This is a genomic window from Paracoccus sp. 22332 (genome assembly GCF_052045125.1).
Taxonomy (GTDB): Bacteria; Pseudomonadota; Alphaproteobacteria; order Rhodobacterales; family Rhodobacteraceae; genus Paracoccus; species Paracoccus haematequi_A.
Genome location: NZ_JBQEOI010000006.1, coordinates 1 through 23790 on the forward strand (window position 1 = coordinate 1; position 23790 = coordinate 23790).

The 23790-nt window shown below is 66.6% G+C and carries 24 protein-coding genes; 9 read left to right on the forward strand and 15 right to left on the reverse strand.

Annotation, left to right across the window (positions count from 1 at the left end; genetic code table 11):
* The coding region (locus ACTJI6_RS08710) for an IS3 family transposase (RefSeq protein ID WP_440799807.1) at positions 1-638 on the forward strand (638 nt) is incomplete at its 5' end.
* Between the two features lie 336 nt (positions 639-974).
* On the opposite strand, the gene ACTJI6_RS08715 is transcribed toward ACTJI6_RS08710, so the two are convergent.
* The 3 genes from ACTJI6_RS08715 to pyrC form a co-directional block, all read right to left on the reverse strand.
* On the reverse strand, positions 975-2462 hold the full coding sequence (locus ACTJI6_RS08715) for a replicative DNA helicase (protein ID WP_126155947.1): 1488 nt from the start codon (positions 2460-2462) through the stop codon (positions 975-977).
* Positions 2463-2570: 108 nt separating this feature from the next.
* Complete coding sequence (locus tag ACTJI6_RS08720; RefSeq protein ID WP_126155948.1) at positions 2571-3242, reverse strand: orotate phosphoribosyltransferase; 672 nt, start codon at positions 3240-3242, stop codon at positions 2571-2573.
* Positions 3242-4282 carry a dihydroorotase gene (gene pyrC / locus ACTJI6_RS08725; RefSeq protein WP_440799812.1) on the reverse strand — a complete coding sequence of 347 codons (1041 nt, stop codon included), beginning with the start codon at positions 4280-4282 and terminating at the stop codon, positions 3242-3244. Before pyrC ends, ACTJI6_RS08720 begins: the two co-directional genes overlap by 1 nt.
* 135 nt (positions 4283-4417) lie before the next feature.
* On the opposite strand from pyrC, the gene ACTJI6_RS08730 reads away from it, so the two are divergent.
* Together ACTJI6_RS08730 and ACTJI6_RS08735 are read left to right on the forward strand one after the other, a co-directional pair.
* On the forward strand, positions 4418-4717 hold the full coding sequence (locus tag ACTJI6_RS08730) for an antibiotic ABC transporter (RefSeq protein ID WP_440799815.1): 300 nt from the start codon (positions 4418-4420) through the stop codon (positions 4715-4717).
* Positions 4718-4768: 51 nt separating this feature from the next.
* A complete protein-coding gene (locus tag ACTJI6_RS08735) occupies positions 4769-5521 on the forward strand; it encodes an SDR family oxidoreductase (RefSeq protein ID WP_440799818.1) in 753 nt (250 codons plus the stop codon).
* A gap of 33 nt (positions 5522-5554) precedes the next feature.
* Here ACTJI6_RS08735 and gap read toward each other — a convergent pair whose 3' ends face one another.
* The 4 genes from gap to purB all read right to left on the reverse strand — a co-directional run bounded on the left by gap (position 5555) and on the right by purB (position 9248).
* Positions 5555-6556, reverse strand: a complete 1002-nt coding sequence (gene gap / locus ACTJI6_RS08740; protein WP_126155952.1) for a type I glyceraldehyde-3-phosphate dehydrogenase — start codon at positions 6554-6556, stop codon at positions 5555-5557.
* 109 nt (positions 6557-6665) lie between these two features.
* On the reverse strand, positions 6666-6809 hold the full coding sequence (locus ACTJI6_RS08745; RefSeq protein ID WP_440799821.1) for a hypothetical protein: 144 nt from the start codon (positions 6807-6809) through the stop codon (positions 6666-6668).
* 41 nt (positions 6810-6850) lie between these two features.
* Complete coding sequence (locus tag ACTJI6_RS08750; RefSeq protein ID WP_440799823.1) at positions 6851-7864, reverse strand: flagellar motor switch protein FliG; 1014 nt, start codon at positions 7862-7864, stop codon at positions 6851-6853.
* A gap of 70 nt (positions 7865-7934) precedes the next feature.
* Positions 7935-9248, reverse strand: coding sequence for an adenylosuccinate lyase (gene purB / locus ACTJI6_RS08755; RefSeq protein WP_440799826.1), 1314 nt, complete (start codon positions 9246-9248; stop codon positions 7935-7937).
* A gap of 146 nt (positions 9249-9394) precedes the next feature.
* On the opposite strand from purB, the gene ACTJI6_RS08760 reads away from it, so the two are divergent.
* Positions 9395-10114, forward strand: coding sequence for a hypothetical protein (locus tag ACTJI6_RS08760; RefSeq protein WP_440799829.1), 720 nt, complete (start codon positions 9395-9397; stop codon positions 10112-10114).
* Positions 10115-10127: 13 nt separating this feature from the next.
* The gene (locus ACTJI6_RS08765; RefSeq protein WP_440799832.1) at positions 10128-11150 is read left to right on the forward strand and encodes a YihY/virulence factor BrkB family protein; all 1023 of its coding nucleotides are present in this window, start codon (positions 10128-10130) and stop codon (positions 11148-11150) included.
* 2 nt (positions 11151-11152) lie between these two features.
* On the opposite strand, the gene ACTJI6_RS08770 is transcribed toward ACTJI6_RS08765, so the two are convergent.
* From ACTJI6_RS08770 to ACTJI6_RS08800, 7 genes are all read right to left on the reverse strand, one after another.
* Positions 11153-12832, reverse strand: coding sequence for a peptidoglycan -binding protein (locus ACTJI6_RS08770; RefSeq protein ID WP_440799835.1), 1680 nt, complete (start codon positions 12830-12832; stop codon positions 11153-11155).
* Positions 12833-12835: 3 nt separating this feature from the next.
* Entirely contained in the window at positions 12836-14125 is a 1290-nt protein-coding gene (locus tag ACTJI6_RS08775; RefSeq protein WP_440800210.1) for a biopolymer transporter ExbB, read from the reverse strand.
* Between the two features lie 153 nt (positions 14126-14278).
* Positions 14279-14836: a gamma-glutamylcyclotransferase gene (locus tag ACTJI6_RS08780; RefSeq protein WP_440799838.1), complete on the reverse strand. Its 558-nt coding sequence runs from the start codon at positions 14834-14836 to the stop codon at positions 14279-14281.
* Positions 14837-14892: 56 nt separating this feature from the next.
* The gene (locus ACTJI6_RS08785; protein WP_440799841.1) at positions 14893-15813 is read right to left on the reverse strand and encodes a prephenate/arogenate dehydrogenase family protein; all 921 of its coding nucleotides are present in this window, start codon (positions 15811-15813) and stop codon (positions 14893-14895) included.
* Complete coding sequence (hisC, locus tag ACTJI6_RS08790; RefSeq protein WP_440799844.1) at positions 15810-16901, reverse strand: histidinol-phosphate transaminase; 1092 nt, start codon at positions 16899-16901, stop codon at positions 15810-15812. Before hisC ends, ACTJI6_RS08785 begins: the two co-directional genes overlap by 4 nt.
* 115 nt (positions 16902-17016) lie before the next feature.
* A complete protein-coding gene (gene rpsD / locus ACTJI6_RS08795) occupies positions 17017-17637 on the reverse strand; it encodes a 30S ribosomal protein S4 (RefSeq protein ID WP_126154996.1) in 621 nt (206 codons plus the stop codon).
* Positions 17638-17762: 125 nt separating this feature from the next.
* A complete protein-coding gene (locus tag ACTJI6_RS08800; RefSeq protein ID WP_440799848.1) occupies positions 17763-18869 on the reverse strand; it encodes an ROK family transcriptional regulator in 1107 nt (368 codons plus the stop codon).
* A gap of 119 nt (positions 18870-18988) precedes the next feature.
* On the opposite strand from ACTJI6_RS08800, the gene ACTJI6_RS08805 reads away from it, so the two are divergent.
* The 4 genes from ACTJI6_RS08805 (at position 18989) to ACTJI6_RS08820 (ending at position 22589) form a co-directional block, all read left to right on the forward strand.
* Positions 18989-20017, forward strand: a complete 1029-nt coding sequence (locus ACTJI6_RS08805) for a sugar ABC transporter substrate-binding protein (protein ID WP_126154998.1) — start codon at positions 18989-18991, stop codon at positions 20015-20017.
* 66 nt (positions 20018-20083) lie between these two features.
* Positions 20084-21139, forward strand: a complete 1056-nt coding sequence (locus tag ACTJI6_RS08810; protein ID WP_126154999.1) for an ABC transporter permease — start codon at positions 20084-20086, stop codon at positions 21137-21139.
* Positions 21136-21909: an ATP-binding cassette domain-containing protein gene (locus ACTJI6_RS08815; protein ID WP_440799852.1), complete on the forward strand. Its 774-nt coding sequence runs from the start codon at positions 21136-21138 to the stop codon at positions 21907-21909. Before ACTJI6_RS08810 ends, ACTJI6_RS08815 begins: the two co-directional genes overlap by 4 nt.
* 125 nt (positions 21910-22034) lie before the next feature.
* Positions 22035-22589, forward strand: coding sequence for a nucleoside/nucleotide kinase family protein (locus tag ACTJI6_RS08820; RefSeq protein WP_440800212.1), 555 nt, complete (start codon positions 22035-22037; stop codon positions 22587-22589).
* Here the strand turns inward: ACTJI6_RS08820 and ACTJI6_RS08825 are convergent.
* Complete coding sequence (locus ACTJI6_RS08825) at positions 22548-23768, reverse strand: multidrug effflux MFS transporter (RefSeq protein ID WP_440799855.1); 1221 nt, start codon at positions 23766-23768, stop codon at positions 22548-22550. The genes ACTJI6_RS08820 and ACTJI6_RS08825 overlap by 42 nt on opposite strands.
* Between the last annotated feature and the right edge of the window lie 22 nt (positions 23769-23790).

Sequence of the window (23790 nt, forward strand, 5' to 3'; positions counted from 1 at the left end):
TGGGCCTGCGGGTCGGACAGCGCCGGGTAGGCCGTCTGATGCGCCAGAATGGCATTCGCATCATCCGCAGCCGGAAGTTCAAGCGCACCACCGACAGCGATCACGCCTTCAACATCGCGCCGAACCTCTTGCAACAGGACTTTTCGGCGAGTGCCCCGAACCAGAAGTGGGCGGGCGACATCACCTACATCTGGACCCGCGAAGGCTGGGTTTATCTGGCCGTCATCATCGACCTGTTCTCGAGGCGCGTGATCGGGTGGGCCATCAGCAACCGGATGAAGCAGGATCTAGCGATCAGGGCGTTGAACATGGCCGTTGCCCTGCGCCGCCCGCCACCCGGCTGTATTCACCACACGGATCGCGGCGCGCAATACTGCGCCCATGACTACCAGAAGCTTCTGCGCAAAAACGGGTTCAAAGTATCAATGAGCGGCAAGGGCAACTGCTATGATAATTCGGCCGTCGAAAGCTTCTTCAAGTCGCTGAAGGCAGAATTGGTCTGGAGACGCGACTGGCACACCCGACGCGACGTGGAGATCGCCCTCTTCGAATACATCAATGGCTTCTACAACCCGCGCCGCAAACACTCAGCCCTCGGCTGGAAATCACCCGTGGCCTTCGAGCAAAGGGCCGCTTAACATCAGCACCTGATCGGAGCAAAACCGGGACAGGTCCACATTGGCAAAACCGCCGCCGCGCCCCGCCCGCGGCCAGCTTTTCCACCAGCTTGCGGATGTGATCGGGCCGGTTCGGGACGGAGCCCCGGTGCCGAAACGCACCGCCTCACCCGCCACGCGCAACGGCAACAGAGATCGACGCCTTATGGACGTCCAGCCCGATGACGTGTTGCTCTCCAGGTGGTCTCTCCCCCATTCCTGGGGCCCGGCGCCAGCCAGTCTGGTGCAACCCGCGGACAGAGAATGCCCCGGGGAAGAGGCCGCCGTCCCAGTCAGATCACCATGCGATCATCCGGGCTAATCCCATTGCGATTGCCGGTCCTTCGCCAGGTTGCCGAAGCGGGTGAACTGGCCCTCGAAGGACAGCTCGACCGTGCCGATGGGGCCGTGCCGCTGCTTGCCCAGGATCACCTCGGCCTTGCCGTGGCATTGCTCCATCACCTGCTGCCACTTGGCCATCGCGTCCAGGTCGCTGTCCGAGGGCTTTTCGCGTTCCTTGTAATATTCCTCGCGGAACACGAACATCACGATGTCGGCGTCCTGTTCGATCGACCCGGATTCGCGCAGATCCGACAGTTGCGGGCGCTTGTCTTCGCGGTTTTCCACCTGCCGCGACAGCTGCGACAGGGCGATGACCGGGATGTTCAGTTCCTTGGCGACAGCCTTCAGGCCCTGGGTGATCTCGGACACTTCGTTCACGCGGCTGTCCTTGGCGGACGCGGCCTTCAGAAGCTGAAGATAGTCGACCATCAGCACGTCCAGGCCATGGGTCCGCTTCAGCTTGCGCGCGCGCGCGGCAAGCTGGTTGATCGGCAAAGCCGGGGTGTCGTCGATGTAAAGCGGGCAGTTCTGCAAGGCATGGGCGGCCTCGACGAAGCGGCGGAACTCGGCCTCGTCCATGTTGCCGCTGCGGATGCGTTCGCTGGGCACCTCGGCCGCTTCGGACAGGATCCGGGCGGCAAGCTGTTCGGCCGACATTTCCAGGCTGAAAAAGCCGACCACGCCGCCTTCGATGGTGCCGATGGTGCCGTCCGGGCGTTCCCCGGTCTTGTGGGCCTTGGCGATGTTGAAGGCGATGTTGGTCGCCAGCGAGGTTTTCCCCATCGATGGACGTCCGGCCAGGATGATCAGGTCCGAGTTGTTCAGCCCCCCCATCTTGCCGTCCAGGTCGACCAGCCCGGTCGAGATCCCCGACAGCTTGCCGTCGCGCTGATAGGCGGCATTCGCGGCCTGGACCGCGCCGGTCACGGCCTTGAGGAAGGACTGGAAGCCGCGTTCGGCCGTCCCGGCCTCGCCCAATTTGTACAGCGTCTGTTCGGCGGCCTTGATCTGTTCCTCGGCCTCGTCGCCGACCTCGACGGTCGCGGCGCGGGCGGCGATGTCCTGGCCCAGTTGGATCAATTCGCGGCGCAGCGCGAATTCGCGAATCATCTGGGCATAATCGCGCGCGGCATAGGCGCTGATCGCGGCCCCGGCCATGCGCGCCAGATAGGGCGCCCCCCCCAGTTCCTTCAGCCCCTCGTCATGTTCCAGGAAGGCCTTGATGGTGACCGGGCTGGCCAGGGCATTCTTGCGGATCCGTTCGGAACAGATCTCGAAGATGCGGGCATGGACGGGGTGATAGAAATGGTCAGGCTTGATGATCTGGCTGACCCGGTCGAACACGTCGTTGTTGGTCAGCAGAGCGCCCAGAAGCTGTTGTTCGGCTTCCAGCGAAAAGGGGATCGAGGGGGTGTCCTCGGCGCCGACGGGTTGGCCTGGGATGATTGCGCGCAGGTTGGTCATGGGCTGCCCCTTTCTTCTTATCCCACTGTTCTACACCCGATGCGCCGCGCGGGGAACGCCGTGCGGCGGGATTTTCGGGGGCCGATCTGTGGACGGCCTGTGGACAAGTCAGGCGTTCGCGGCCTGCCAGGCGCGCGGGTCGGTCAGGAAGGTCTCGACCTCGGCCAGGGTGGCGCTGTCGAAGGCGGCCTGCGCCTTGGCCTCGGCCAGCACGTCCCACCAGGTGCAGAGGTGGTGCAGCGTGACGCCGTGATCGGCCAGCCGCTGCGTCGTTTCCGGGAAGATGCCGTAATAGAAGATCACCGCCGTATGCGCGCAGGTCGCGCCGGTGTCGCGAATCGCATCGACGAAGGACAGCTTGCTGCCGCCGTCGGTGGTCAGATCCTCGACCAGCAGGACGCGCTGGCCCTCGGTCATGACGCCTTCGATCCGGGCGTTGCGGCCGTAGCCTTTCGGCTTCTTGCGCACATATGTCATCGGCAGACCCAGCCGTTCGGCGACCATGGCGCCGAAGGGAATGCCCGCGGTCTCACCGCCCGCCACGTTGTCGAAAGCCTCGAAGCCGGCGTCGCGCAGAACGGTCGCGGCCATGAAATCCATCAGCGTGGCGCGCACGCGCGGAAAGCTGATGATCCGGCGGCAGTCCACATAGGTCGGCCCCTTGAGACCCGAGGCATAGGTGAAGGGCTGAGCCGCATTGAAATCGACGGCCTTGATTTCCAGCAGCATCCGGGCGGACAGGCGGGCGATTTCCTCGCGCGTGGGAAAGGTCAGGCTCATCAATCCTCCAGATGCCAGAAAAGCGGGAAGCCGGGGTCGAAGACGGTCACGGTTTCCCCGCCAGCCTCGATCTGTGCAGGGTAGGCGGCGGGCGTGTCGCGCCTGACCAGCGTGATCCGGTCGTCGTTCGGCGGCAGGCGATAGAAGGCCGCGCCGTTCAGGCTGGCAAAGGCTTCCAGCCTGTCCAGGGCGCCGTCCTCCTCGAACACATGGGCCAGGATCGACATGGTGTTCGGCGCGGTGAAGCAGCCCGCGCAGCCGCAGGGTTGCAGCTTGGCGCTGTCGGGATGCGGCGCGCTGTCGGTGCCCAGGAAGAACCGCGCCTCGCCGCCGGTCGCCGCCTCGCGCAGCGCCAGGCGGTGCGATTCGCGCTTGGCGACAGGCAGGCAGTAGTAATGCGGGCGGATGCCGCCAGCCAGGATGGCGTTGCGGTTGATGACCAGGTGATGCGTGGTGATCGTCGCGGCCAGATCGTCGCCACCCGCGCGCGCATAGTCCACGCCGTCGCTGGTGGTGATATGCTCCATCACCACGCGCAGGCCGGGGGTGCGGCGGCGCAGCGGGTCCAGCACGCGGTCGATGAACACGGCCTCGCGGTCGAAGATATCCACGGCGGGGTCGGTCACCTCGCCATGGACGCACAGCGTCACGCCGGCCTCGGCCATCGCCTCCAGCACCGGCTGGACGCGGTCGAAATCGGTGACGCCGCTGGCGGAATTCGTGGTCGCGCCCGCGGGATACAGCTTGACCGCACGGATGATGCCGTCGCGAAAGGCAGAGACCACATCGGCGGGGTCGGTCGCGTCCGTCAGATACAGCGTCATCTGCGGCTGCAACGCGGCGCCTTTGGGCAGCGCGGCCAGGATCCGTTCGCGATAGGCGGCGGCCTGGGTGCCCGTCACCACGGGCGGCACCAGGTTCGGCATGATGATGGCGCGGCCGAAGCCCGCCGAATGGGGCGCGACCGCCGCCAGCATCGCGCCGTCGCGCAGGTGCAGATGCCAGTCGTCGGGGCGGCGAAGGGTGATGCTGTCGGTCATGGCCTGCCTCTATACATGGCAGGGCAGGGTTGCCAAGCGGCCATGCGTAAAATGCAGTCCACATTGTCGCAAAGTCGGGCTTGCGCCGATCCCGGCGGGCCATCAGATTGACCGGATGATCCAAAGGATGACCTCATGTTTGCGATGATGCCCAAGAATCCCGTCCGACTGTGGGCGCAATTCGTCCGAATGGCCATCGAGGCGCAGATGGTGATCGGCCTGCGCACGGCGGGCATGATGGGGATCATGACCCAGGCGCCGGGGGAACCCTTTCGCATGGTCGCCGAAAAACAGGCCGCAGCGACGGAGTCGTTGTTCGCGATGGCCCAGGCCGCAGGTCGGGGTGCAAGCGCGGAGCGCGTGATGTCCGCCGCGCTGCGCCCCTATGGCAAGCGGACGCGCGCCAATTCGCGCCGCCTGACCAAGGTCCGCTGAGGGAACGATTCCCGAATGCCGCCGTTTCCCATGCTTACAGCGGGGAACGACATGAAGACGGCACTCATCACCGGCGGCGCGCAGGGCATCGGCAGAGGCATCGTTGAAGGGTTAACAGCGGACGGCTGGCGCGTCGCGCTGTTCGACCTCGACGATGAGGCTGTGGCCGAAATGCAGGCGCGCGACTCCAGCCTGCTGGCCCTGACGGTCGATGTCGCGGACGAGGCTGAGGTGCAGGAAGGTTTTGCCCGGATCCGGGACTGGCTGGACGGCGCCGGGCTGGATCTGCTGGTGTCGAATGCCGGCATCGCCGATCCCCAGAACGGCCCGATCGAGGAACTGTCGTTGGGCGATTGGCAGCGGATGCTGGACAGCCACGTCACGGGCGCGTTCCTGACGGTGCGCGCCGCCGTGCCGCTGTTGCGGGCGGCGCGCGGCTCGATCATCCTGATGTCCTCGACGCGCGCCTTGCAGTCGGAAGCGGATACCGAAAGCTATGCGGCCTCGAAAGGGGCGCTGCTGGCCCTGTCTCATGCGCTTGCGGTCAGCCTGGGGCCCCAGGTGCGGGTGAACAGCATCCTGCCGGGCTGGATCGAGACGGCGGCCTATCAGAAGCGGGCAAATCGCATCGAACCGCATCATTCGAAGGTGGAAAAGGCGCAGCATCCGGTTGGCCGGGTCGGCGATCCGCAGGATATTGCAGGACTGGTCGCCTATCTTGCGTCGGATCAGGCCGGCTTCATCACCGGCCAACGGTTCATCGTCGATGGCGGAATGTCGGCACGGATGATCTATCCGGCCTGATGGGGCGGCGGGACGATCCCGCCGCCGCAAGTGTCAGATCAGCTTGCCCATTGCAACCGCCGTGTCGGACATGCGGTTCGAGAAGCCCCATTCGTTGTCGTACCAGGTCAGGATGCGGCACAGGCGGCCTTCCATCACCTTGGTCTGGTCCATGTGGAAGACCGACGAATGCGGGTCGTGGTTGAAGTCCGAGGATACCAGCTTTTCCTCGGTGTAGCCCAGGATGCCCTTCATCGGGCCGTCCGCCGCCGCCTTGATCGCGGCGTTGATTTCCTCGACCGAGGTGTCGCGCGCGGCCTCGAACACCAGGTCCACGACCGAGACGTTGGGGGTGGGGACGCGGATCGCCACCCCGTCCAGCTTGCCCTTCAGTTCCGGCAGCACCAGGCCCACGGCCTTGGCGGCGCCGGTCGAGGTCGGGATCATCGACAGGGCGGCGGCGCGGGCGCGGTACAGATCCTTGTGCATCGTGTCCAGCGTCGGCTGGTCGCCGGTATAGCTGTGGATCGTGGTCATGAAGCCCTTGGCGATGCCGATGCTGTCGTTCAGCACCTTGGCCACGGGCGACAGGCAGTTGGTGGTGCAGCTTGCGTTGGACACCACCAGGTCGTCGGCGGTCAGCGTGTCGTCGTTCACGCCGAAGACGATGGTCTTGTCGGCATTGTCGCCGGGGGCCGAGATCAGCACGCGCTTGGCGCCGGTCGACAGGTGCGGCTGGACCTTGTCCTTGGACGTGAAGATACCGGTGCATTCCATGATCACGTCGATGTCGCCCCAGGGCAGGTCGGCGGGGTTGCGGATCGCCGTCACCTTGATCGGGCCGCGTCCCACGTCGATGGAATCGCCGCTGACGGTGACCTGGGCCGGGAACCGGCCATGCACGCTGTCATAGCGCAGCAGATGCGCGTTGGTTTCGACGGGGCCAAGATCGTTGATCGCGACGACCTCGATATCGGTGCGCCCCGATTCGATGATGGCGCGCAGCACATTGCGCCCGATGCGCCCGAAACCGTTGATCGCAACTTTGACAGCCATGGTTCTCTCTCCCGACCAAGTGACGTTGCGCCCCTCGTATCGTGCTGTCCCGGCTGATGCAAATGCCCTGTGGAACCTGTCTGACCTGGGTATGGTCCCGCCTGCGATGTTAGCGCCAGAAGCTGAGATGTTCGATCAGATCGTCCATCGACCGCGCCGCCAGCAGCGGCAAATCCCGGTGCAGCCACAGGTGGTCCGCGACGAACAGGCCCAGCACCAGGACCAGAAGGGCTGTGGCGATCGCGTTCGTCATGCGCGTCTTATCGGTCGTTGGAATCTGCTGCGCAAGCCGGTTCAGTCATCCTCGTCCTGCGGCAGGACCAGGGTGATTTCTCCGGCTTCCTCAAGGCGGCGGATGGCGCTGACGACCTCGGTCATCGCTTCCTCGATCTCGGAGGCGCGGACCTTGCCCAGTTCGTTGCGTTCCTCACGCAGGCCGTCGGACATGCGCTGCGACAGGTTCGACAGGATGAATTCGGCCGCTGCGGCCTCGGCCTCGCCGCTGGCGGACAGGGCGCGGACCAGGACCGGCTGCTCGACCTCGCGGACGACGCGAGGGATGTCGCGGGGCAGGACGCGCGCGGGGATATGCGCGAAGATGAAGATCGCCTTGCGCACGTTCCCGGCGAAGTCGGCGTCGTGGCTGTCGAGGCTGTTCAGCACATCGTCACGCAGGTCGGCGGTGGCAAAGTTCAGGATCGCGCCCATCCGGTCCGTCGCGGGGGTCGCAATCGCGGGCCGGGGCAAAGCCTCGGCCGCCTGAAGCAGGATCAGGCCGACCCGGTGCAGCGATTCGGGCGTGACGCCCGCCGTCATGGACATGGCCTGCGCCACGGCCCGCGCCCGTTCGCGGGGCAGGCCGACGAACAGTTCGGACGCGCGCTCCACCGGCAGCTTCGACAGCATCAGGGCCACCATCTCGACCGCCTCGGTCTTGGCAAGCGATGCGAGGGCCTGGGCGGGCAGGGCGGCGATGCGGGGCCAGGGATCGCCCCGCCCGGATACCGCCGCGCGGCGGCGCAGCCGATCAGTGCTGTCTTCGGACAGTTGCGCGCCCAGCATCGCCAGGGTTCCGTCCAGATCGCCCGGAAAGGTCACGCCGACCGCTTCCAGGCTGTCGCAGAATTCGGTGATGATGGCGTCGCGGGTTTGGCGGTCGATCAGTTCCATGCCCGCCATTTCCTCGGCCAGCAGGGTCTGGCTTTCGCTGTCCAGCCGCGACAGGCCCGATGCCGATTCGTCATCCAGCAGCAGCCGTACGATCACCGCCGCCTTTTGCCGCTGATTCAGTCCCGTTTGCATCGTCATGGCCCCACCTGATCGACCGTCCTTGCGGCCAATCTGGCAGGGCTTCCCTAACATCCGGTTTACGCGCGGGCTATTTCTGGCCGTCTTCGAACACGCGCCGGAAGATCGTGTCGACATGCTTGGTATGATAGCCCAGGTCGAACTTCTCCTCGATCTGGGCCAGGGTCAGGGCCGCCGTCACTTCGGGATCGGCCAGCAATTCCGTCTTGAAATCAGCGCCTTGTTCCCAAACCTTCATGGCGTTTCTTTGCACCAGGCGATAGCTGTCCTCGCGCGAGACGCCCGCCTGGGTCAGCGCCAGCAAGACCCGCTGCGACATCACCAGACCTTTGAACTTGTTCATGTTCTTCAGCATGTTGTCGGGATAGACCACCAGCTTGTCGATCACCCCCGCCAGCCGGTTCAACGCGAAATCCAGCGTGATCGTCGCATCCGGCGCGATGCCCCGTTCGACCGAGGAATGGCTGATGTCGCGTTCGTGCCACAGCGCCACGTTTTCCATCGCCGGGACGACAGCCATGCGCACCAGCCGGGCGAGGCCGGTCAGGTTCTCGGTCAGGACCGGGTTGCGCTTGTGGGGCATCGCCGACGATCCCTTCTGGCCGGGGCTGAAGAATTCCTCGGCCTCCAGAACCTCGGTCCGCTGCATGTGGCGGATCTCGATGGCGATGTTTTCGATGCTGGAGGCGATCACGCCCAGCGTGGCGAAGAACATCGCGTGGCGGTCGCGCGGGATCACCTGCGTCGAAATCGGCTCGGGGCGCAGGCCGAGTTTCGCGCAGACATGTTCCTCGACCGCCGGGTCGATATTGGCGAAGGTGCCGACCGCGCCGGAAATCGCGCCGGTCGCGACCTCCCACCGGGCTTTTTCCAAGCGGCTCCGGTTACGGTCCATTTCGGCGTAAAAGCGCGCGAAGGTCAGGCCCATGGTGGTGGGTTCGGCATGGATGCCGTGGCTGCGGCCGATGCGCACCGTGTCCTTGTGTTCATAGGCCCGGCGTTTCAACGCCGCCAGCACGCGGTCCAGATCCGCCAGCAGGATGTCGGCGGCGCGGACAAGCTGGACGTTCAGCGTGGTATCCAGCACATCGCTGCTGGTCATGCCCTGATGGACGAAGCGCGCTTCGTCGGCGCCGACATGTTCGGCCAGGTGGGTCAGGAAGGCGATCACGTCATGCTTGGTGACGGCCTCGATCTCGTCGATGCGGGCCACGTCGAATTCGACGTCCTTGGCGCGCCAGACGGCCTCGGCGTTTTCTCGCGGGATCACGCCCAGGTCGGCCTGGGCGTCGCAGGCATGAGCCTCGATCTCGAACCAGATGCGGAATCGGGTCTCGGGCGACCAGATGGCGGTCATTTCGGAGCGGGCATAGCGCGGGATCATGGCGGGCCTCTTGTTCTGGTGGGGCGGGCATAGCGGGGCCGTGACGCGGGGGCAAGTTTTCGATTGCGCCGTGCGGTGTCCGGGAACATTCCAGCCGCGCAAGCTGTTGAGGAAACGAACCGATCCGATCATGCCGGAGAGCAGAAATGACCCCCACCCCAGACGACTTCAACCAGGACGACCGCCCCATGACCGAGGCCGACCGCACCAGCCAGACCCGTTTCGGCCCGCGCCCCGTTCCCACCGGCCACCACGCCTCGCAGTCCCGCCGGGTGATCCCGTCAGGCCGTGTGTCGCCGGACGGGCGTTCGTCCTATCCGGCCCCGTCGACCGGCGCCAAGATCGCATTGTGGGGCGGGGTGGCGCTTGGCGTCGCGGGCGGAACGGCGGCGGCCATCTTCGCCATCCGCAAGATCGCCGAGGCCATCTCGGATAATGAGGGGCCGCGCCCGCCCCATCACGCCCGCCGCGACCACGCGGCGCCGCGCTTTGCCCGGCTGGACGAGGAGGAACGCGAGGCGATGCGCCGTCGTGTCCGCGACCAGGACCGAGAGGACCGGCAGGAGGTCGCCCGCCTGCGGGCCGAGGCTGCGCGTCGTCGCCCCGCGCCCGCTGCCCCTCGTCGCAAAAAGGAAAACTTCGCGGAAAGCCTGATCGAGACCTCGACCAGGCTGTCTCAGGGTCTGGAAGGCGTGGCGAAATCCCTGGCGGTGGCGGTCGAATCGTTCCGTGGGGTCGCGGGGCAGGCAACCGGGATCGTCCAGGAATTCGCCGGGGCGGCCGATCAGCTGCGCTCTGCGCTGCGCGGCGACAATCCCCAGGAACCGCGCCGTCCTCATGACGACGACCGCACTCACCGGCTGTAAGGCGGAGGCAGCGATGAAAAGCGGTACGCCCGGCGTTCTTGACGCTCTGTTCGGCGATCTGGACGACCGGACGCGCCAGCGGTTCGGCATGAAGGCTGGGAATGGCGCTGCCGTCCCCAAGACACGCCTCGCCGCCACGCCAAAGCGCGAGGTCGGGTTGCGTGACTTGGGCATGGCCGACATCTGGGCCATCGCAAAGGCCACCTTGACGCAGATCGGCGCCGACCGGGTGACGGCCGTGGCCGGGGGCATCACCTTTTTCGGCCTTCTGTCCCTGTTTCCGGCATTGACCGCCTTTGTGTCGATTTATGGGCTTGTGGCCGATCCCGCCACGATTGCGGGTCATCTGGACATGCTGGAAAGCTTCCTGCCGCAGGGGGCGCTTGGCATCATCCGCGACCAGGTCCAGGCGATCACCTCGTCGCCCGGAACGGCCCTGTCGCTGGCGGGGATCGTCGGGCTTCTGGTGGCGTTCTATTCCGCCAATGGCGGGATGAAGGCGCTGCTGTCGGCGCTGAACGTCGCGTTCTTCCAGTCCGAGACGCGGGGCTTCGTCAAGCTGAACCTGGTGTCCATGGCATTCACGCTGGGCGGGCTGGTGCTGATCATCCTGATGCTGGGCGTCATCGCGGTGATCCCGATCCTGTTGCAGATGCTGCCCATGACGCCCTCGACCAGCGTTCTGGTGGGACTGATCCGCTGGCCGATCATGTTCGCCGTGCTGATCCTGGCGCTGGCGGCGCTGTATCGGTGGGGGCCGGACGCGCCCGATTCGCGGTGGCGGTGGATTTCGCCGGGCGCGGTGATCGCGGCGGTCGGGCTGGTGCTGACCTCGATCCTGTTCAGCTGGTATGCGGCCAACTTCGCCAACTACAACGAAACCTACGGCTCTCTGGGTGCGGTGATCGCGCTGATGATGTGGCTGTGGTTCGCCTCGACCGTCGTGCTGGTGGGGGCCGAAGTGAATTCGGAAATCGAGGCGCATCTGAAGCGGCTGGCGGGCGTGCCCGATGGGCGGCAGGCCGATCAGATCTGATTTCAGCGTTCCGTCAGCTTCAGTTCGATGCGGCGATTCGCGGCCAGAGCATCAGGCGAATCGCCTTGGGCAACCGGCCGCGTATCGGCAAAACCGGTCGCGGCCAGCCGGTTCGACGGAAAGCCCAGGTCGTCGATCATGTAACGCACGACCGCTAGGGCGCGGGCCTGGCTGAGTTCCCAGTTGTCGCGATAGCGGCCCGTTCCTGATAGCCGCGTGCTGTCGGTATGGCCGTCCACGCGGATGATCCAGTCGATCTCGGGCGGGATGTCGCCGGAAATCTCGGACAGCATCCGGGCGACGCGGGCCACCTGGCCCCGGCCCGCCTCCGACAGCGTCGCCTCGCCCGGAGCGAACAGAACCTCGGACTGAAAGACGAAGCGGTCGCCCACGACCTGGACGCCTTCGCGGCCCGACAGGATCTGCGACAGCCGGCCAAAGAATTCCGAGCGATAGCGGGCCAGGTCGCGCACCTCGTCCTCGGCCCGCTGGCGGGCCTGTTCTTCCAGCGCCAGGCGGCGGTCCTTTTCCTCGGCCGCGCGCAGCAGCGCGGCGTTCAACTGGCGACCGAGATCCTCGACCCGAACCTCGGCCTGCTGCTGTTCGTCGCCCGCCGCGTCCAGAAGCGCCTGCAACGACCCCAGCTGCGCATTCAGCGAGGCGACCTGTTCGTTCAGCAGAGCCACCCGCCGCTGCCCCTCCTCGGCTAGGCCCTGCTGCTCGGCCAGGGCCGCCTGGGCCGCCGCCAGCAGACCGGCCTGGCGTTCGGCCTCGGTCACCGTGCGTTGGGCTTGGGCCGTGGCCTGGTCCCGCGCGGCCTCGGCCGCGGCCAGCAGGGTCAGCGTCTCTTCGGCGCGCTTGCGACTTTCTTCCAGCGACAGGGTCATGGCCGTCAATTCCGCATCGGCGCTTTGCAGACGCTCGCGCAAGGCCCGCGCCGCCTCGGCTTCGGTCAGGCGGGCGGCCTCGGCCTCGGTCAGGTCGGCCTGCAGGGCGTCGGCCCGCGCGGCTGCCTGCTGATTTCGTTGGCGCAAGTCGGCGGTCAGCGCCTCAAGCGCCTCTCGCCGCGCGGCGGCAAGACGGGCCTGTTCGGCCTGCGCGTCGATTTCCCGGCGCGCGGCGGCCACCGCCAGTTCGGCGGCATTGGCGCGGTTTTCCTGCTGGGTCAGCTGCGCCTGCATCTGCTGCTGCCGGGCGTCGGCCTGTTCCCGGTCGGCGGCGCGCGCGGCCATCAGGGCGGCCACCTCGGCTTCGAAGTCGGTCAGGCGCGACCGGGCCTCTGCCAGTTCCCCCCGGCTTCCTTCCAGTTGCGCTGACAGCCGGGTGATCCGCGCGGCGCGGTCGCGGGCCTGCGCCTGGGCGTCGGCAAGCTGGCCTTGCAGGGCGGCTTCGCGATCCTCGGACACGGTCAGGGCCTGGCCCAAGGCCGCAACCTGCCGGCCCAGCTGTTCCAGCCGGCGCTCCTGGCCGGAAATCACCCGTTCCTGGCTGGAGATGACCTGATCCTGTTCGCCGATGGTGTCGTCCTGGTCGGTGATCTGGTCGCGCAGCACCGACTGCATCACGGTGAAGATCGTCAGCACGAAGACCAGCACCATCAGCAGGGTCGCCAGGGCATCCACGAAACCCGGCCAGATATTGGCCGAGAAGCGATGCCCCGATGCGGCGCGGCGCAGGGCCATCCGCTAGCCCCTGTCCCGAGAGACCAGGGGATCGCGCAGCAGATCGTCCCGGAACGGATCGTTGAACCGCGCCGCGCGCACCGCGCGGGTCAGGACCAGGATGTCCGACCGCAATTCGGCCACCATCTCGTCCCGCCCTTCGGCAAGATCCGATGCCAGCCGGTTCAACGCGGTCTCGATTCCCTTCATGTCGGGCGGGGTGGGCGCCGGACGCTCGGCCTGGGCGCGGGCCAGATCGACCAGCCGATCCTGACCCTGGGCTAGCCGCGACAGGGTTTCGGTCAGGGCTGCGACGCGGGACTGCGATTCCCGATGGTCGGTTTCACTGCGCTGGACCAGGGCCTCGATCGCCTGGGCCATCACCACGACGCGTTCGTCGGCCATCGCGGCGGCCTCGTCGCGTTGCAGGTCGCGTCCGGCCTGGAGCTGTTGCAGCCGGTCCATCTGGCCCGCCATCTGTTCCAGAAATCCCGCCAGGGCGGCCTGGTCCACGCCGTCGCCATCCGCTCCGGCCAGGCTGACGCGGGTGAAGCCCGACATCCATTCCTCAAGCTCGCGGTAGAAGCGGTTCTGGCCATGCGTCGCGAACAGTTCCAGCAGGCCCACGACCAGCGACCCCGCAAGACCCAGAAGCGAGGACGAAAAGGCCGTGGCCATGCCGCCAAGCTGGGCTTCAAGCCCGCTCATCAGCTTGTCGAACACCTGGATGCCGCTTTCGCCCTGCTGCGGAGCCAAGTTGCGGATCGTGTCGACCACCGCTGGAATGGTCGTCGCAAGACCATAGAAGGTTCCAAGAAGACCCAGGAAGATCAGCAGGTTGGACAGGTATCTTGTGATGTCGCGCAATTCGTCGATGCGGGTTGCGACGGAATCCAGGATCGAGGTCGCGGCGCTGGTCGAGATCGTGCCCCCCACGGGACCGCGCGTGCCCAGCAGCGCCGCCAGCGGCGCCAGCAGGCGCGGGGGCTGGTCGCCCGCGTCAGCCTCGCCCCGCGCGGCGATGCCCTTTTCCACCGCGTTGCGGCGGCGATGGGCAAAGCGTTCGATCCAGCTGACCGACCGGATCAACTGGCCGACCTGCCAGAAGCAGGCCATGATGCCCAGGGCGAAGACCGCCAGGATCACGCCGTTCAGCCACAGGTTCGCCTGGAAGATCGGCAGGATCCGCCCATAGGCGACCCAACCGCCCGCCAGGACCAGGATCAGCACCGTCACCATCAGGACGATCTGGCGGACGGGCTGCGAAAAGCGGGGATTGGCGGGGCCTGTGTCGGACGAACGGGTCGCGGTGATCCGGCGATGCGCGGCGCCTGCGCGGCGGCCCAGCACGGGGGCATCGGGCTGTTGGCTGCTGGTTGGTTCGCTCAACTGATCGCCTTCCCTGGCAGGACTCTCCTTGGACCCGACTGTAGGATGCGGCCCGGCGCTTGCCAAGCGATCTGAAAGTCAGTCGCGGGGGTTTGCGCCCGTTTCCAGCAGCTTGCGCACCTGGGCGGACAGGTCGTCCAGCACCGAGTCGCCCAGGCCGATCTGCGCCAGATGGGCGGCGGTGTTGAACAGGTAATCCGCATTCGCGCCGCGCGCGCCATGGGCCTGGGCGATGATCCGCGCCTGTTCGGTCAGGGCCAGCCCACCCGCATATTGGACATGATCGCGCCGCATCACATAGGCCAGGGCCTCGACCTGGCGGCCGTCTTCCAGTCGCAGGGGCAGGATCGTTTCCTGATAGGCTTCCGTCACCAGTTCGCGGGCGCGCAGATAGGCCAGCACCTCGTCATGGTCGTGATCCGCGATGCGCAGCGCCACGCCGCCGCACTCCGCGTCCGGCTGTTCGTCCAGGCCCAGCACCAGCCCAGGCCGCGCCTGCGTGCCGCGATGCTGGACCGAGCGCAGGCAGAAGCTGCGGGCATAGCCCGTCACCCAGGCGCGCGCGGTCTCGACCGGGGAAAAACCCGGATCCCAGATCAGCGAACCGTAACCGAAGACCCAATCAATCCGTCGCATCCGTCCCAACCCGTCCATGTCCCCAAGCTAGGGCAGCACGGTCCGGGATGAAAGCCTCAGCCAGCCGGGGCGATGCGGCCGAAATCCGGGGCGGCGGTGTCCTGGCCTGCCTCGATGATGCCGCGCCGGATCGCGCGGGTGCGGGTGAAATAGTCGAACAACTGCTGGCCGTCGCCCATGCGGATGGCGCGTTGCAGCACGAACAGTTCCTCGGTGAAGCGGCCCAGGATGTCCAGCGTGGCGTCCTTGTTGTGCAGGAACACGTCGCGCCACATGGTCGGGTCGCTGGCGGCGATGCGGGTGAAGTCGCGAAAGCCGGCGGCGGAATACTGCACCACTTCCTCGTCCGTGACGCGGCGCAGATGGTCGGCGACCCCCACCATGGTGAAGGCGATCAGGTGCGGGGCGTGGCTGGTGACGGCCAGCACCAGGTCGTGATGCGCAGGCTCCATCCGGTCGGTCTTGGCGCCCATGGCGCGAACCAGGTCGGTGAGGCGGTCGACGGCGGCGGGATCGGTGTCGGGCAGCGGGGTCAGAAGCCACCAGCGGTTGCGGAACAGGCTGGCAAAGCCCGCGCGCGGGCCGGAATGTTCGGTCCCCGCCAGCGGATGGCCCGGCACGAAATGGACACCCTGCGGAATATGGGGCGCCACGGCGTCGATCACCGACTGCTTGACCGAACCCACATCCGTCACGGTTGCGCCCGGCTTCAGATGCGGCGCGATGTCCGCCGCGACTGCGGCCATCGCCCCCACGGGAACCGCCAGCACCACCAGATCGGCATCTGCCACCGCCTCGGCCGCGCTGTCGACAATGCGGTCGCAGAGGTTGATCTCGCGCGCGGTCTCTCGCGTTTCGGCGCTGCGGGCATAGCCAACGACTTCGCGAGCAAGCCCGCCCTCGCGGATGGCATGGGCCATGGACCCGGCGATGAGGCCCAGGCCGATCAGCGCCACGCGGTCATAGATCGGGCTCATGCGCCCCTCCGATCCGCCATGAAGCGGCCCAGCGTTTCCAGCACGCGCGTCACACCCTGTTCGTCGCCCACCGTGATGCGCAGCGCGGCGGGCAGACCATAGCCCGCGACGCGGCGGACCAGGATGCCGTCGTCGCGCAGGGCGGCATCGGCGGCCCCGGCCTCGGCCGGATCGGCAAAGCGGGCCAGCACGAAATTGGCGAAACTTTCATCGCAGCCGATGCCCATCTGGATCAGCGAATTGCGCATCCGGTCGCGCATCCGGGCGTTCAGGTCGGCGCAATGGTCGCGGAAGGCGGTGTCGCGGACGGCGGCCTCGGCCGCGGCCATCTGGGCGTTGGACAGGTTGAAGGGCTGGCGGATGCGGTTCAGCACGTCGATGATGTCGCGGGCCGCATAGCCCCAGCCGATCCGCAACCCGCCCAGTCCGTGGATCTTGGAAAACGTGCGCGTCATAATGACGTTCGGATGCCGGTCCACCAGTCCCGCCCCGCCATCGGCGCCCGCCGCGAATTCGGTATAGGCGCCGTCATGGACCAGCAGCACGCTGGGCGGCAGCCCGCCCGCCAGCCGCTGCACCTCGTCCCGAGTCAGCATGGTGCCGGTCGGGTTGGCCGGATTGGCGATGAAGACGATCCGCGTCCGGTCGGTCACGGCGTCCAGGATCGCGTCCACGTCGATGCGGCGTTCGGTTTCTGGCACCGTCACCGGAACCGCGCCGACCATCCGCGCCAGGATCGGATACATGGAAAAACCATGCTCGGTGGTAATGACCTCGTCCCCCGTCCCGGCAAAGGCCTGGACCACGAATTGCAGCACCTCGTCCGAGCCGACGCCGCAGATGATCCGGTCGGGATCCAGCCCGTGGACCTCGCCGATGGCACGGCGCAGGGGGGCATGGTCGGTGTTCGGATAACGGTGCAGATCCCCCGCCGCCGCCGCATAGGCCGCGCGCGCCTTGTCGCTGGAACCCAGCGGGTTTTCGTTCGACGACAGCTTCAGCACATCGCTGCGCCCCGGCAGCCTGCTTTCGCCGCTGACGTAGAGCGCGATGTCCATAATGCCGGGCTGGGGGGTGATTTGCGTCATGTCGGGATCCTCTCGCAGCCCCTTTAGTGCATGATGAAACGGCAAGAAAGGTCGGCGGCAACGAAAAAGGCCGCACCCCGAAGGATGCGGCCCGATGCCCTGCAAAAGGACAGGATCAGTTCTTGGCGTAGTATTCGACGACCAGGTTCGGTTCCATCACCACGGCATAGGGCACGTCGCCCAGGGCGGGGGTGCGCACGAAGGTCGCGGTCATCTTGTTGTGGTCGACCTCCAGATAATCGGGCACGTCACGTTCAGCCAGGCCGACGGCCTCCAGCACGATGGCCAGCTGGCGCGACCGTTCGCGGATCGAGATCACGTCGCCTTCCTTCACGCGGTACGAGGCGATGTTGACGCGCTTGCCGTTCACCTCGATATGGCCGTGGTTCACGAACTGGCGGGCGGCGAAGATGGTCGGCACGAATTTCGCGCGATAGACCACGGCGTCCAGCCGGCGCTCCAGCAGGCCGATCAGGTTTTCGCCGGTGTCGCCCTTGACGCGCTCGGCTTCGGCATAGATGCGGCGGAACTGCTTTTCGGTCAGATCGCCGTAATAGCCCTTCAGCTTCTGCTTGGCGCGCAGCTGCGTGCCGAAGTCCGACAGCTTGTTCTTGCGGCGCTGGCCGTGCTGGCCGGGGCCGTATTCACGACGGTTGACCGGGGACTTGGCGCGGCCCCAGATGTTTTCGCCCATGCGGCGGTCGATCTTGTACTTGGCAGAGGTGCGCTTGGTCACCGCTGATCTCCTTCTGTGCGTTGTCGAAGGGCGTTGTCCTTTGGCCGCAAGGCCCGACAGGCTTCCCCTTGCGGGGTCCACCAACACCAATGGAAGCGGCGCTTATAAGGGCGGAGGCGGCGCTGTCAAGCCAGCGCGCCGTCCGGCTCGAAGAAATGCGCCAGCGGCAGGGCGGCGGCGCCCAGGATCCGGGCGCTGCGGGCCAGGCTGCCCTCGACGATCCGGGGCCGGTCGATGCCCGCGGCGGGCAGGCGTTCCAGGGCGGCGCGCGTGGCATCGGCCAGGGCGCGGCGGGTGGCGGGCGGCACCGCGCCATCGATCACCACCACCGGAATGTCCAGCAGCGCGGTGGCCGACAGCGCCGCGAAGGCCAGCGCCTCGGCCGATTCGGCGATCCAGGCGGCTTCGATGTCCGGCGGCACCAGCCAACCGGAATCGTCGGGCGGCAGGGACCGTCCCAGCCGCGATTCCAGCGTTGAGACCGAGGCCACATCCAGCAGCTGCCGCCCGCCGGGGATCGGCATCGACCCCAAGGCCCCGGCATTGCGGCGCGGCCCAACCCGCAGCCGCCCGTCCAGCACCACGCCGCCGCCCGCGAAATGCGCGATATAGAGATGCGCGAAATCGGCGGGCAGGGCTGTCCGGCCGAAGATCAGCTCCGCCGCGCAGGCGGTGCTGGCGTCGTTTTCCAGGAATACCGGGAAGGGCAGGTCTTCGGCCAGCCGGGCGGCCAGGTCGAAGCCGTGCCAGTCCGCCATCCCCGCGCCCCAGTCCCACAGCCGGAACGGCGTCGCGACGCCCAGCCCGGCGATTCGGAGGGGATCGGGCAACGAGGCCAGGATCGTCGCGATCCCGTGGCGCGCGAACGTCACGATCCGTTCCGGGGTCGGATGGGTGTATATCTCTTGCCGATGGATCTTTACCGTTCCGGTGAAGTCCACCAAGGCCAGTTCGACCAGCCTGCGGCCCAGCTTCAGCCCCAGGAACAGCGCGCCCTCGGGGGCCAAGGACAGGGGTGTCGTGGGCTGGCCCACCTTGCCGCGAACCACCGCACCTGCGTCCAGAAAACCGTTCTGGATCAGTTTTCTTGTCAGGTTGGTTATGGCCTGGGGCGACAGTCCGGTGGCCTGCGCCAGGGCCGCGCGGGGCAGGGGGCCGCGCCTGCGGATCAGCGACAGGATCGATCGCTCGTTCCGGCTGAGTTCCAGCCAATGTCTTGGGTTGTTCAGCATGGGGGACGGCCTCCTCTCACGTATTAATCAACATGATTGATTTATTGACAAGAGGAAACGCTTCGTGCTTCCTGATCAGGCAAGGCGGAGGAGGTGCCGCCATTCGGAGGAGTTTCAGAATGATCATCACATCGTCGCTGCGTCTGTCGCTGGCCGCTTCCGTGCTGGCCTTGTCGGCAGGTGTCGCCACCGCGCAGGATCCGGTCAAGGCCTGCATCATCACCAAGACCGACATCAACCCCTTCTTCGTGAAGATGAAGGAAGGCGCGACCGCCAAGGCGCAGGAACTGGGCATCGAGCTGATGAGCTTCGCGGGCAAGATCGACGGCGATCACGAGACCCAGCAGCAAGCCATGGAAAGCTGCATCGCGGCGGGGGTGAAGGGCATCCTGATCACGGCGTCGGACACCAAGGCCATCACGGAATCGGTCAAGCAGGCGCGCGACGCGGGGATCCTGGTCATTGCGCTTGACACGCCGCTGGATCCGATCGACGCGGCGGACGCGACCTTCGCCACCGACAACCGCGAGGCGGGCCGCCTGATCGGCGCCTGGGCTGCGGGCAAGATGGGCGATGCGGCAAAGGATGCCCGGATCGCCCTGCTGGATCTGTCGGCCAGCGCGCCCTCGGTCGACGTGCTGCGCGATCAGGGTTTCCTGGAAGGCTTCGGCGTCGATGTGAAGGACAACAATGTCATCGGCGACGAGGATGACGCCCGCATCGTTGGCCATGACGTGACCTCGGGGAACGAGGAAGGCGGCCGCCAGGCGATGGAGGCGCTGATGCAGAAGGATCCCGCCATCAATCTGGTCTATACGATCAACGAACCCGCCGCCGCCGGGGCCTATGAGGCGCTGAAATCCTTTGGCATGGAAGGCAATGCGATCATCGTGTCCGTGGATGGCGGCTGCCCCGGCGTGGAAAACGTCAAGGCAGGCGTGATCGGCGCGACCTCGCAGCAATATCCGCTGAAGATGGCGTCCATGGGGATCGAGGCGATTGCCGCCTATGCCAAGGACGGGACCAAGCCGCAAGCGACCGAGGGTCTGGATTTCACCGATACCGGCGTGAACCTGGTCACCGACCAGCCGGTCGAGGGCGTGCCCTCGATCAGCGTCGAGGATGGCCTGGCCCAGTGCTGGGGCTGACCTGACCGACCTGGGGGCGGTGCCATGCAGCCGCCGCCCTTCCTCCCCTGAACACCGGAGGGACTGATGTCCGACACCCCCGACCCCGTGGTCGCGCGCAACCCGTCCGAGACGGTCGCCCGCTTCGACCATCACTCGCGCGGCGCGCTTGACCGGGTGCAGCACTTCTTGCACCGCTATCCGACCATGGTTCCGGTCATCGTGCTGGTGCTGTCGGTGATCGCCTTCGGGCTGATTTCACCCAACTTCTTTTCGGCCTTCAACCTGTCGCTGATCCTGCAACAGGTGGCGGTCGTCGGCACCCTGGCCGCCGCGCAGTCGCTGGTGATCCTGACGGCGGGCATCGACCTGTCGGTCGGCGCGGTCATGGTGATGGTGTCCGTGATCATGGGCAAGCTGTCGGTCGATTTCGGCATTCCGGTGCCGGTCTCGATCCTGATCGGGCTGGCGGTCGGGGCCGCGACGGGGGCGCTGAACGGCGCGCTCGTGACGCGGCTGAAGCTGCCGCCCTTCATCACCACGCTGGGGACATGGAATATCTTCCTGGCCTTGAATTATTACCTCTCCAACCGCGAGACCATCCGCAGCCAGACCCTGGACGCCGAGGCCCCGCTGCTGAAGTTCTTCGGCGAGCGCTTCACCCTGGGGGGCGCGGTCCTGACCTATGGCGTGGTGCTGATGATCGTGGTCTTTGCGGTCCTGTGGTATGCCTTGTACCAGACCGCCTGGGGGCGCCGGGTCTATGCGGTGGGCGACGATCCCGAATCCGCAGCGCTTGCCGGGATCCAGACCAAGCGCGTGCTGATGTCGGTCTATATGGCCGCAGGGGTCATCTGCGGGCTGGCGGCCTGGTCGTCGATCGGCCGGGTGGGTTCGGTCAGCCCGACCTCGTTCTTCGAGGCGAACCTGGAATCCATCACCGCCGTGGTGATCGGGGGCATCTCGCTGTTCGGCGGGCGCGGATCCATCCTGGGGCCGCTGATCGGGGCGCTGATCGTCGGCGTCTTCAATTCCGGGCTGCGGCTGGCCGGTGTGGACGTGCTGTGGCAGCTGTTCGCGACCGGCTGGCTGATCATCGTCGCCGTCGCCATCGACCAATGGATCAGGAAGATTTCGTCATGACCCAGCCGCTTCTCTATGCCCGCAACCTGGTCAAGCGCTATGGCCGCGTAACCGCAATGGACCGCGCCGACTTCGACCTGTATCCTGGAGAGATCCTGGCCGTGATCGGCGACAACGGCGCGGGGAAATCCAGCTTGATCAAGGCCATTTCCGGCGCCGTTCAGCCAGATGAAGGCGAGATCAGGCTGGATGGCCAGCCGGTCAGCTTCGCCAGCCCGCTGGAGGCCCGGAAGGCCGGAATCGAGACTGTCTATCAGACCCTGGCCCTGTCGCCCGCCCTGTCGATTTCCGACAACATGTTCATGGGCCGGGAAATCCGCCGCCCCGGCATCATGGGCCAGTGGTTCGGGATGCTGGACAAGCCTGCGATGGACGCGTTCTCCCGCCAGAAGCTGTCGGAACTGGGGCTGATGACGATCCAGAACATCAACCAGCCGGTGGAAACGCTGTCGGGCGGCCAGCGGCAGGGCGTCGCGGTGGCGCGCGCCGCGGCCTTTGGCAGCCGGGTCATCATCCTGGACGAGCCGACCGCCGCGCTTGGCGTCAAGGAAAGCCGCCGGGTGCTGGATCTGATCCTGGACGTGCGGTCGCGCGGAATCCCCATCGTGCTGATCAGCCACAACATGCCCCATGTGTTCGAGGTGGCCGACCGCATTCATATCCACCGCCTGGGCAAGCGGCTGTGCGTCATCAATCCCAAGGAACACACGATGTCGGACGCGGTCGCCTATATGACCGGGGCCCGTGTGCCCGAGGGGATCGCCGCGTGACGGGCCTGGAAGGGGGGCTTTGCCCCCCGTCCTTCGGACTCCCCCCAGGATATTTGGACAAAGGAGAAGGGCGGGCCGTGCTGAATCGCATCCGGTCGCTGGAAGGCGGGCGGGTTCTTGTGGCGATGGCAGGCGCGCCGGGATCGGGCAAGTCCACGCTGGCCGAGGCGTTGGTGGCGCGGCTGGACGATGCCGTTCTGGTGCCGATGGACGGGTTTCATCTGGACGATCGGGTGCTGTCCGCGCGCGGGTTGTTGGCGCGCAAGGGGGCCGTCGAGACCTTTGATGCCGAAGGGTTTGCGGTTCTGGTCGAACGGCTGGCGATGCCGGGGACCGAGGTGATCTTTCCGGTTTTCGACCGGAGCCGCGAAATCGCGGTGGCTGGGGCCGGGGTCGTGGCCCCGGATCATCGGATCGTGGTGATCGAAGGCAATTACCTGCTGCTGGACGCGGCGCCCTGGAATCGGCTGCGCTTCGATCTGACGGTCTGGCTGGACGTGCCGGTCGGCGAGCTGGAACGCCGTCTGACCGCCCGATGGCAGGGCTTCGGCAAGGACACCGACCGGATCGCCGCGCATCTGCGCAACGACCTTGCCAATGCCCGGTTCGTGACGGCGCGGTCCCGCCGGGCGGATCTGTCAGTCGCGCAGGCCCCGCATCAGGAACCATGCCAGGGCTGAGCAGATCAGCGTCGCCGTGATCGCCGGGACTGCTGTCCCGTTATAGAGCAGCCCCACCGGCGCGGCGATCAGCGTCGCCGCGATGGTGGACAGCGCGGCGATGATCGACGCGGCCATTCCGGCGATATGGCCCATGCGTTGCAGCGCCAGAGCGTTCAGGTTGCCGAAGGTCACGCCCGCCATGAAGAACACGCTGACCGCCCAGAAGAAGAAGGCCGGGAAGCGCAAGCTTGCGGGCAGGGCGTCGGTCAGGGTCAGCGCCAGCATCGCCGTCGAGACCACCGTTTGCATGACATAGGCCCATTTGGCGATCCGCCGCATCCCGAAGCGCATCACGAAGGTGGCGTTCAGCAGCGTTCCCGCCCCTGACAACAGCGCCATCAGCGCGAACCAGGCGGGGAAGTTGTCGCCCTTGCCATAGGTCTCGCCGAACAGTTGCTGGGCCGAGGACAGCAGACCGAACATCTGCCCGAAGCCCAGGGTCAGGATGACCGTGCAAAGCATGACCTGGCGGTCGGCCAGCACCTCGCGCGCCGCCGCGCCGAGCGGTCCGATCCGGAGCGGACGACGCGCGGCAGGCGGCAGCGTCTCGGCCTGGCGCAGGCCCAGCCAAGCCGATCCGATCAGCGCGAACAGGATGAAGGCCACGAAGACGCCGTGCCAGCCGGAAAACCAGATGATGCCCGCCCCTATCGACGGCGCCAGAGCGGGAATCAGGATGAAGACCATCATCACGAAGCTGGAAATCCGCGCCATTTCCCGGCCCGAATACAGGTCGCGGATCAGTGCCATGCCGACAATGCGCGGACTGGCCGCGCCAAGCCCCTGGACAAAGCGGGCTGCCAGCAGGAACTCCAGGGAATTGGCGAAGATCGCCGCCAGGGTTGCAACGACATAGATCACGGCCCCCAGGTAAATCGCGGGCTTGCGGCCGAGGGCGTCGGAAATGGGACCGGCGAACAGGGTGCCGATCCCCATGCCCGCCATGAAGACCGTCAGGATCAGCTGCGCCCGGTTCACGTTGTCGGGCGTCAGTTCGGCCGCGATGTCGGGCAGGGCGGGCAGCATCGCGTCGATGGAAAAGGCGACGGTGGCAAACAGAAAGGCCAGCATGGCCACGAATTCGGGCAGGGGCAGACGCCGCTGCGGCGCAGGTGCATCGGGGGCGATCACGGACATGAGGGGCCTTTCGTCAGGCGGT

Excerpts from the sequence above, each read along its gene's own strand:
- ACTJI6_RS08715 (WP_126155947.1), bottom strand. The coding sequence starts at position 2,462 with ATGACCAACCTGCGCGCAATCATCCCAGGCCAACCCGTCGGCGCCGAG.
- ACTJI6_RS08720 (WP_126155948.1), bottom strand. The coding sequence starts at position 3,242 with ATGAGCCTGACCTTTCCCACGCGCGAGGAAATCGCCCGCCTGTCCGCC.
- pyrC (WP_440799812.1), bottom strand. The coding sequence starts at position 4,282 with ATGACCGACAGCATCACCCTTCGCCGCCCCGACGACTGGCATCTGCAC.
- ACTJI6_RS08730 (WP_440799815.1), top strand. The coding sequence starts at position 4,418 with ATGTTTGCGATGATGCCCAAGAATCCCGTCCGACTGTGGGCGCAATTC.
- ACTJI6_RS08735 (WP_440799818.1), top strand. The coding sequence starts at position 4,769 with ATGAAGACGGCACTCATCACCGGCGGCGCGCAGGGCATCGGCAGAGGC.
- gap (WP_126155952.1), bottom strand. The coding sequence starts at position 6,556 with ATGGCTGTCAAAGTTGCGATCAACGGTTTCGGGCGCATCGGGCGCAAT.
- ACTJI6_RS08745 (WP_440799821.1), bottom strand. The coding sequence starts at position 6,809 with ATGACGAACGCGATCGCCACAGCCCTTCTGGTCCTGGTGCTGGGCCTG.
- ACTJI6_RS08750 (WP_440799823.1), bottom strand. The coding sequence starts at position 7,864 with ATGACGATGCAAACGGGACTGAATCAGCGGCAAAAGGCGGCGGTGATC.
- purB (WP_440799826.1), bottom strand. The coding sequence starts at position 9,248 with ATGATCCCGCGCTATGCCCGCTCCGAAATGACCGCCATCTGGTCGCCC.
- ACTJI6_RS08760 (WP_440799829.1), top strand. The coding sequence starts at position 9,395 with ATGACCCCCACCCCAGACGACTTCAACCAGGACGACCGCCCCATGACC.
- ACTJI6_RS08765 (WP_440799832.1), top strand. The coding sequence starts at position 10,128 with ATGAAAAGCGGTACGCCCGGCGTTCTTGACGCTCTGTTCGGCGATCTG.
- ACTJI6_RS08770 (WP_440799835.1), bottom strand. The coding sequence starts at position 12,832 with ATGGCCCTGCGCCGCGCCGCATCGGGGCATCGCTTCTCGGCCAATATC.
- ACTJI6_RS08780 (WP_440799838.1), bottom strand. The coding sequence starts at position 14,836 with ATGCGACGGATTGATTGGGTCTTCGGTTACGGTTCGCTGATCTGGGAT.
- ACTJI6_RS08785 (WP_440799841.1), bottom strand. The coding sequence starts at position 15,813 with ATGAGCCCGATCTATGACCGCGTGGCGCTGATCGGCCTGGGCCTCATC.
- hisC (WP_440799844.1), bottom strand. The coding sequence starts at position 16,901 with ATGACGCAAATCACCCCCCAGCCCGGCATTATGGACATCGCGCTCTAC.
- ACTJI6_RS08800 (WP_440799848.1), bottom strand. The coding sequence starts at position 18,869 with ATGCTGAACAACCCAAGACATTGGCTGGAACTCAGCCGGAACGAGCGA.
- ACTJI6_RS08805 (WP_126154998.1), top strand. The coding sequence starts at position 18,989 with ATGATCATCACATCGTCGCTGCGTCTGTCGCTGGCCGCTTCCGTGCTG.
- ACTJI6_RS08810 (WP_126154999.1), top strand. The coding sequence starts at position 20,084 with ATGTCCGACACCCCCGACCCCGTGGTCGCGCGCAACCCGTCCGAGACG.
- ACTJI6_RS08815 (WP_440799852.1), top strand. The coding sequence starts at position 21,136 with ATGACCCAGCCGCTTCTCTATGCCCGCAACCTGGTCAAGCGCTATGGC.
- ACTJI6_RS08820 (WP_440800212.1), top strand. The coding sequence starts at position 22,035 with ATGGCAGGCGCGCCGGGATCGGGCAAGTCCACGCTGGCCGAGGCGTTG.
- ACTJI6_RS08825 (WP_440799855.1), bottom strand. The coding sequence starts at position 23,768 with ATGTCCGTGATCGCCCCCGATGCACCTGCGCCGCAGCGGCGTCTGCCC.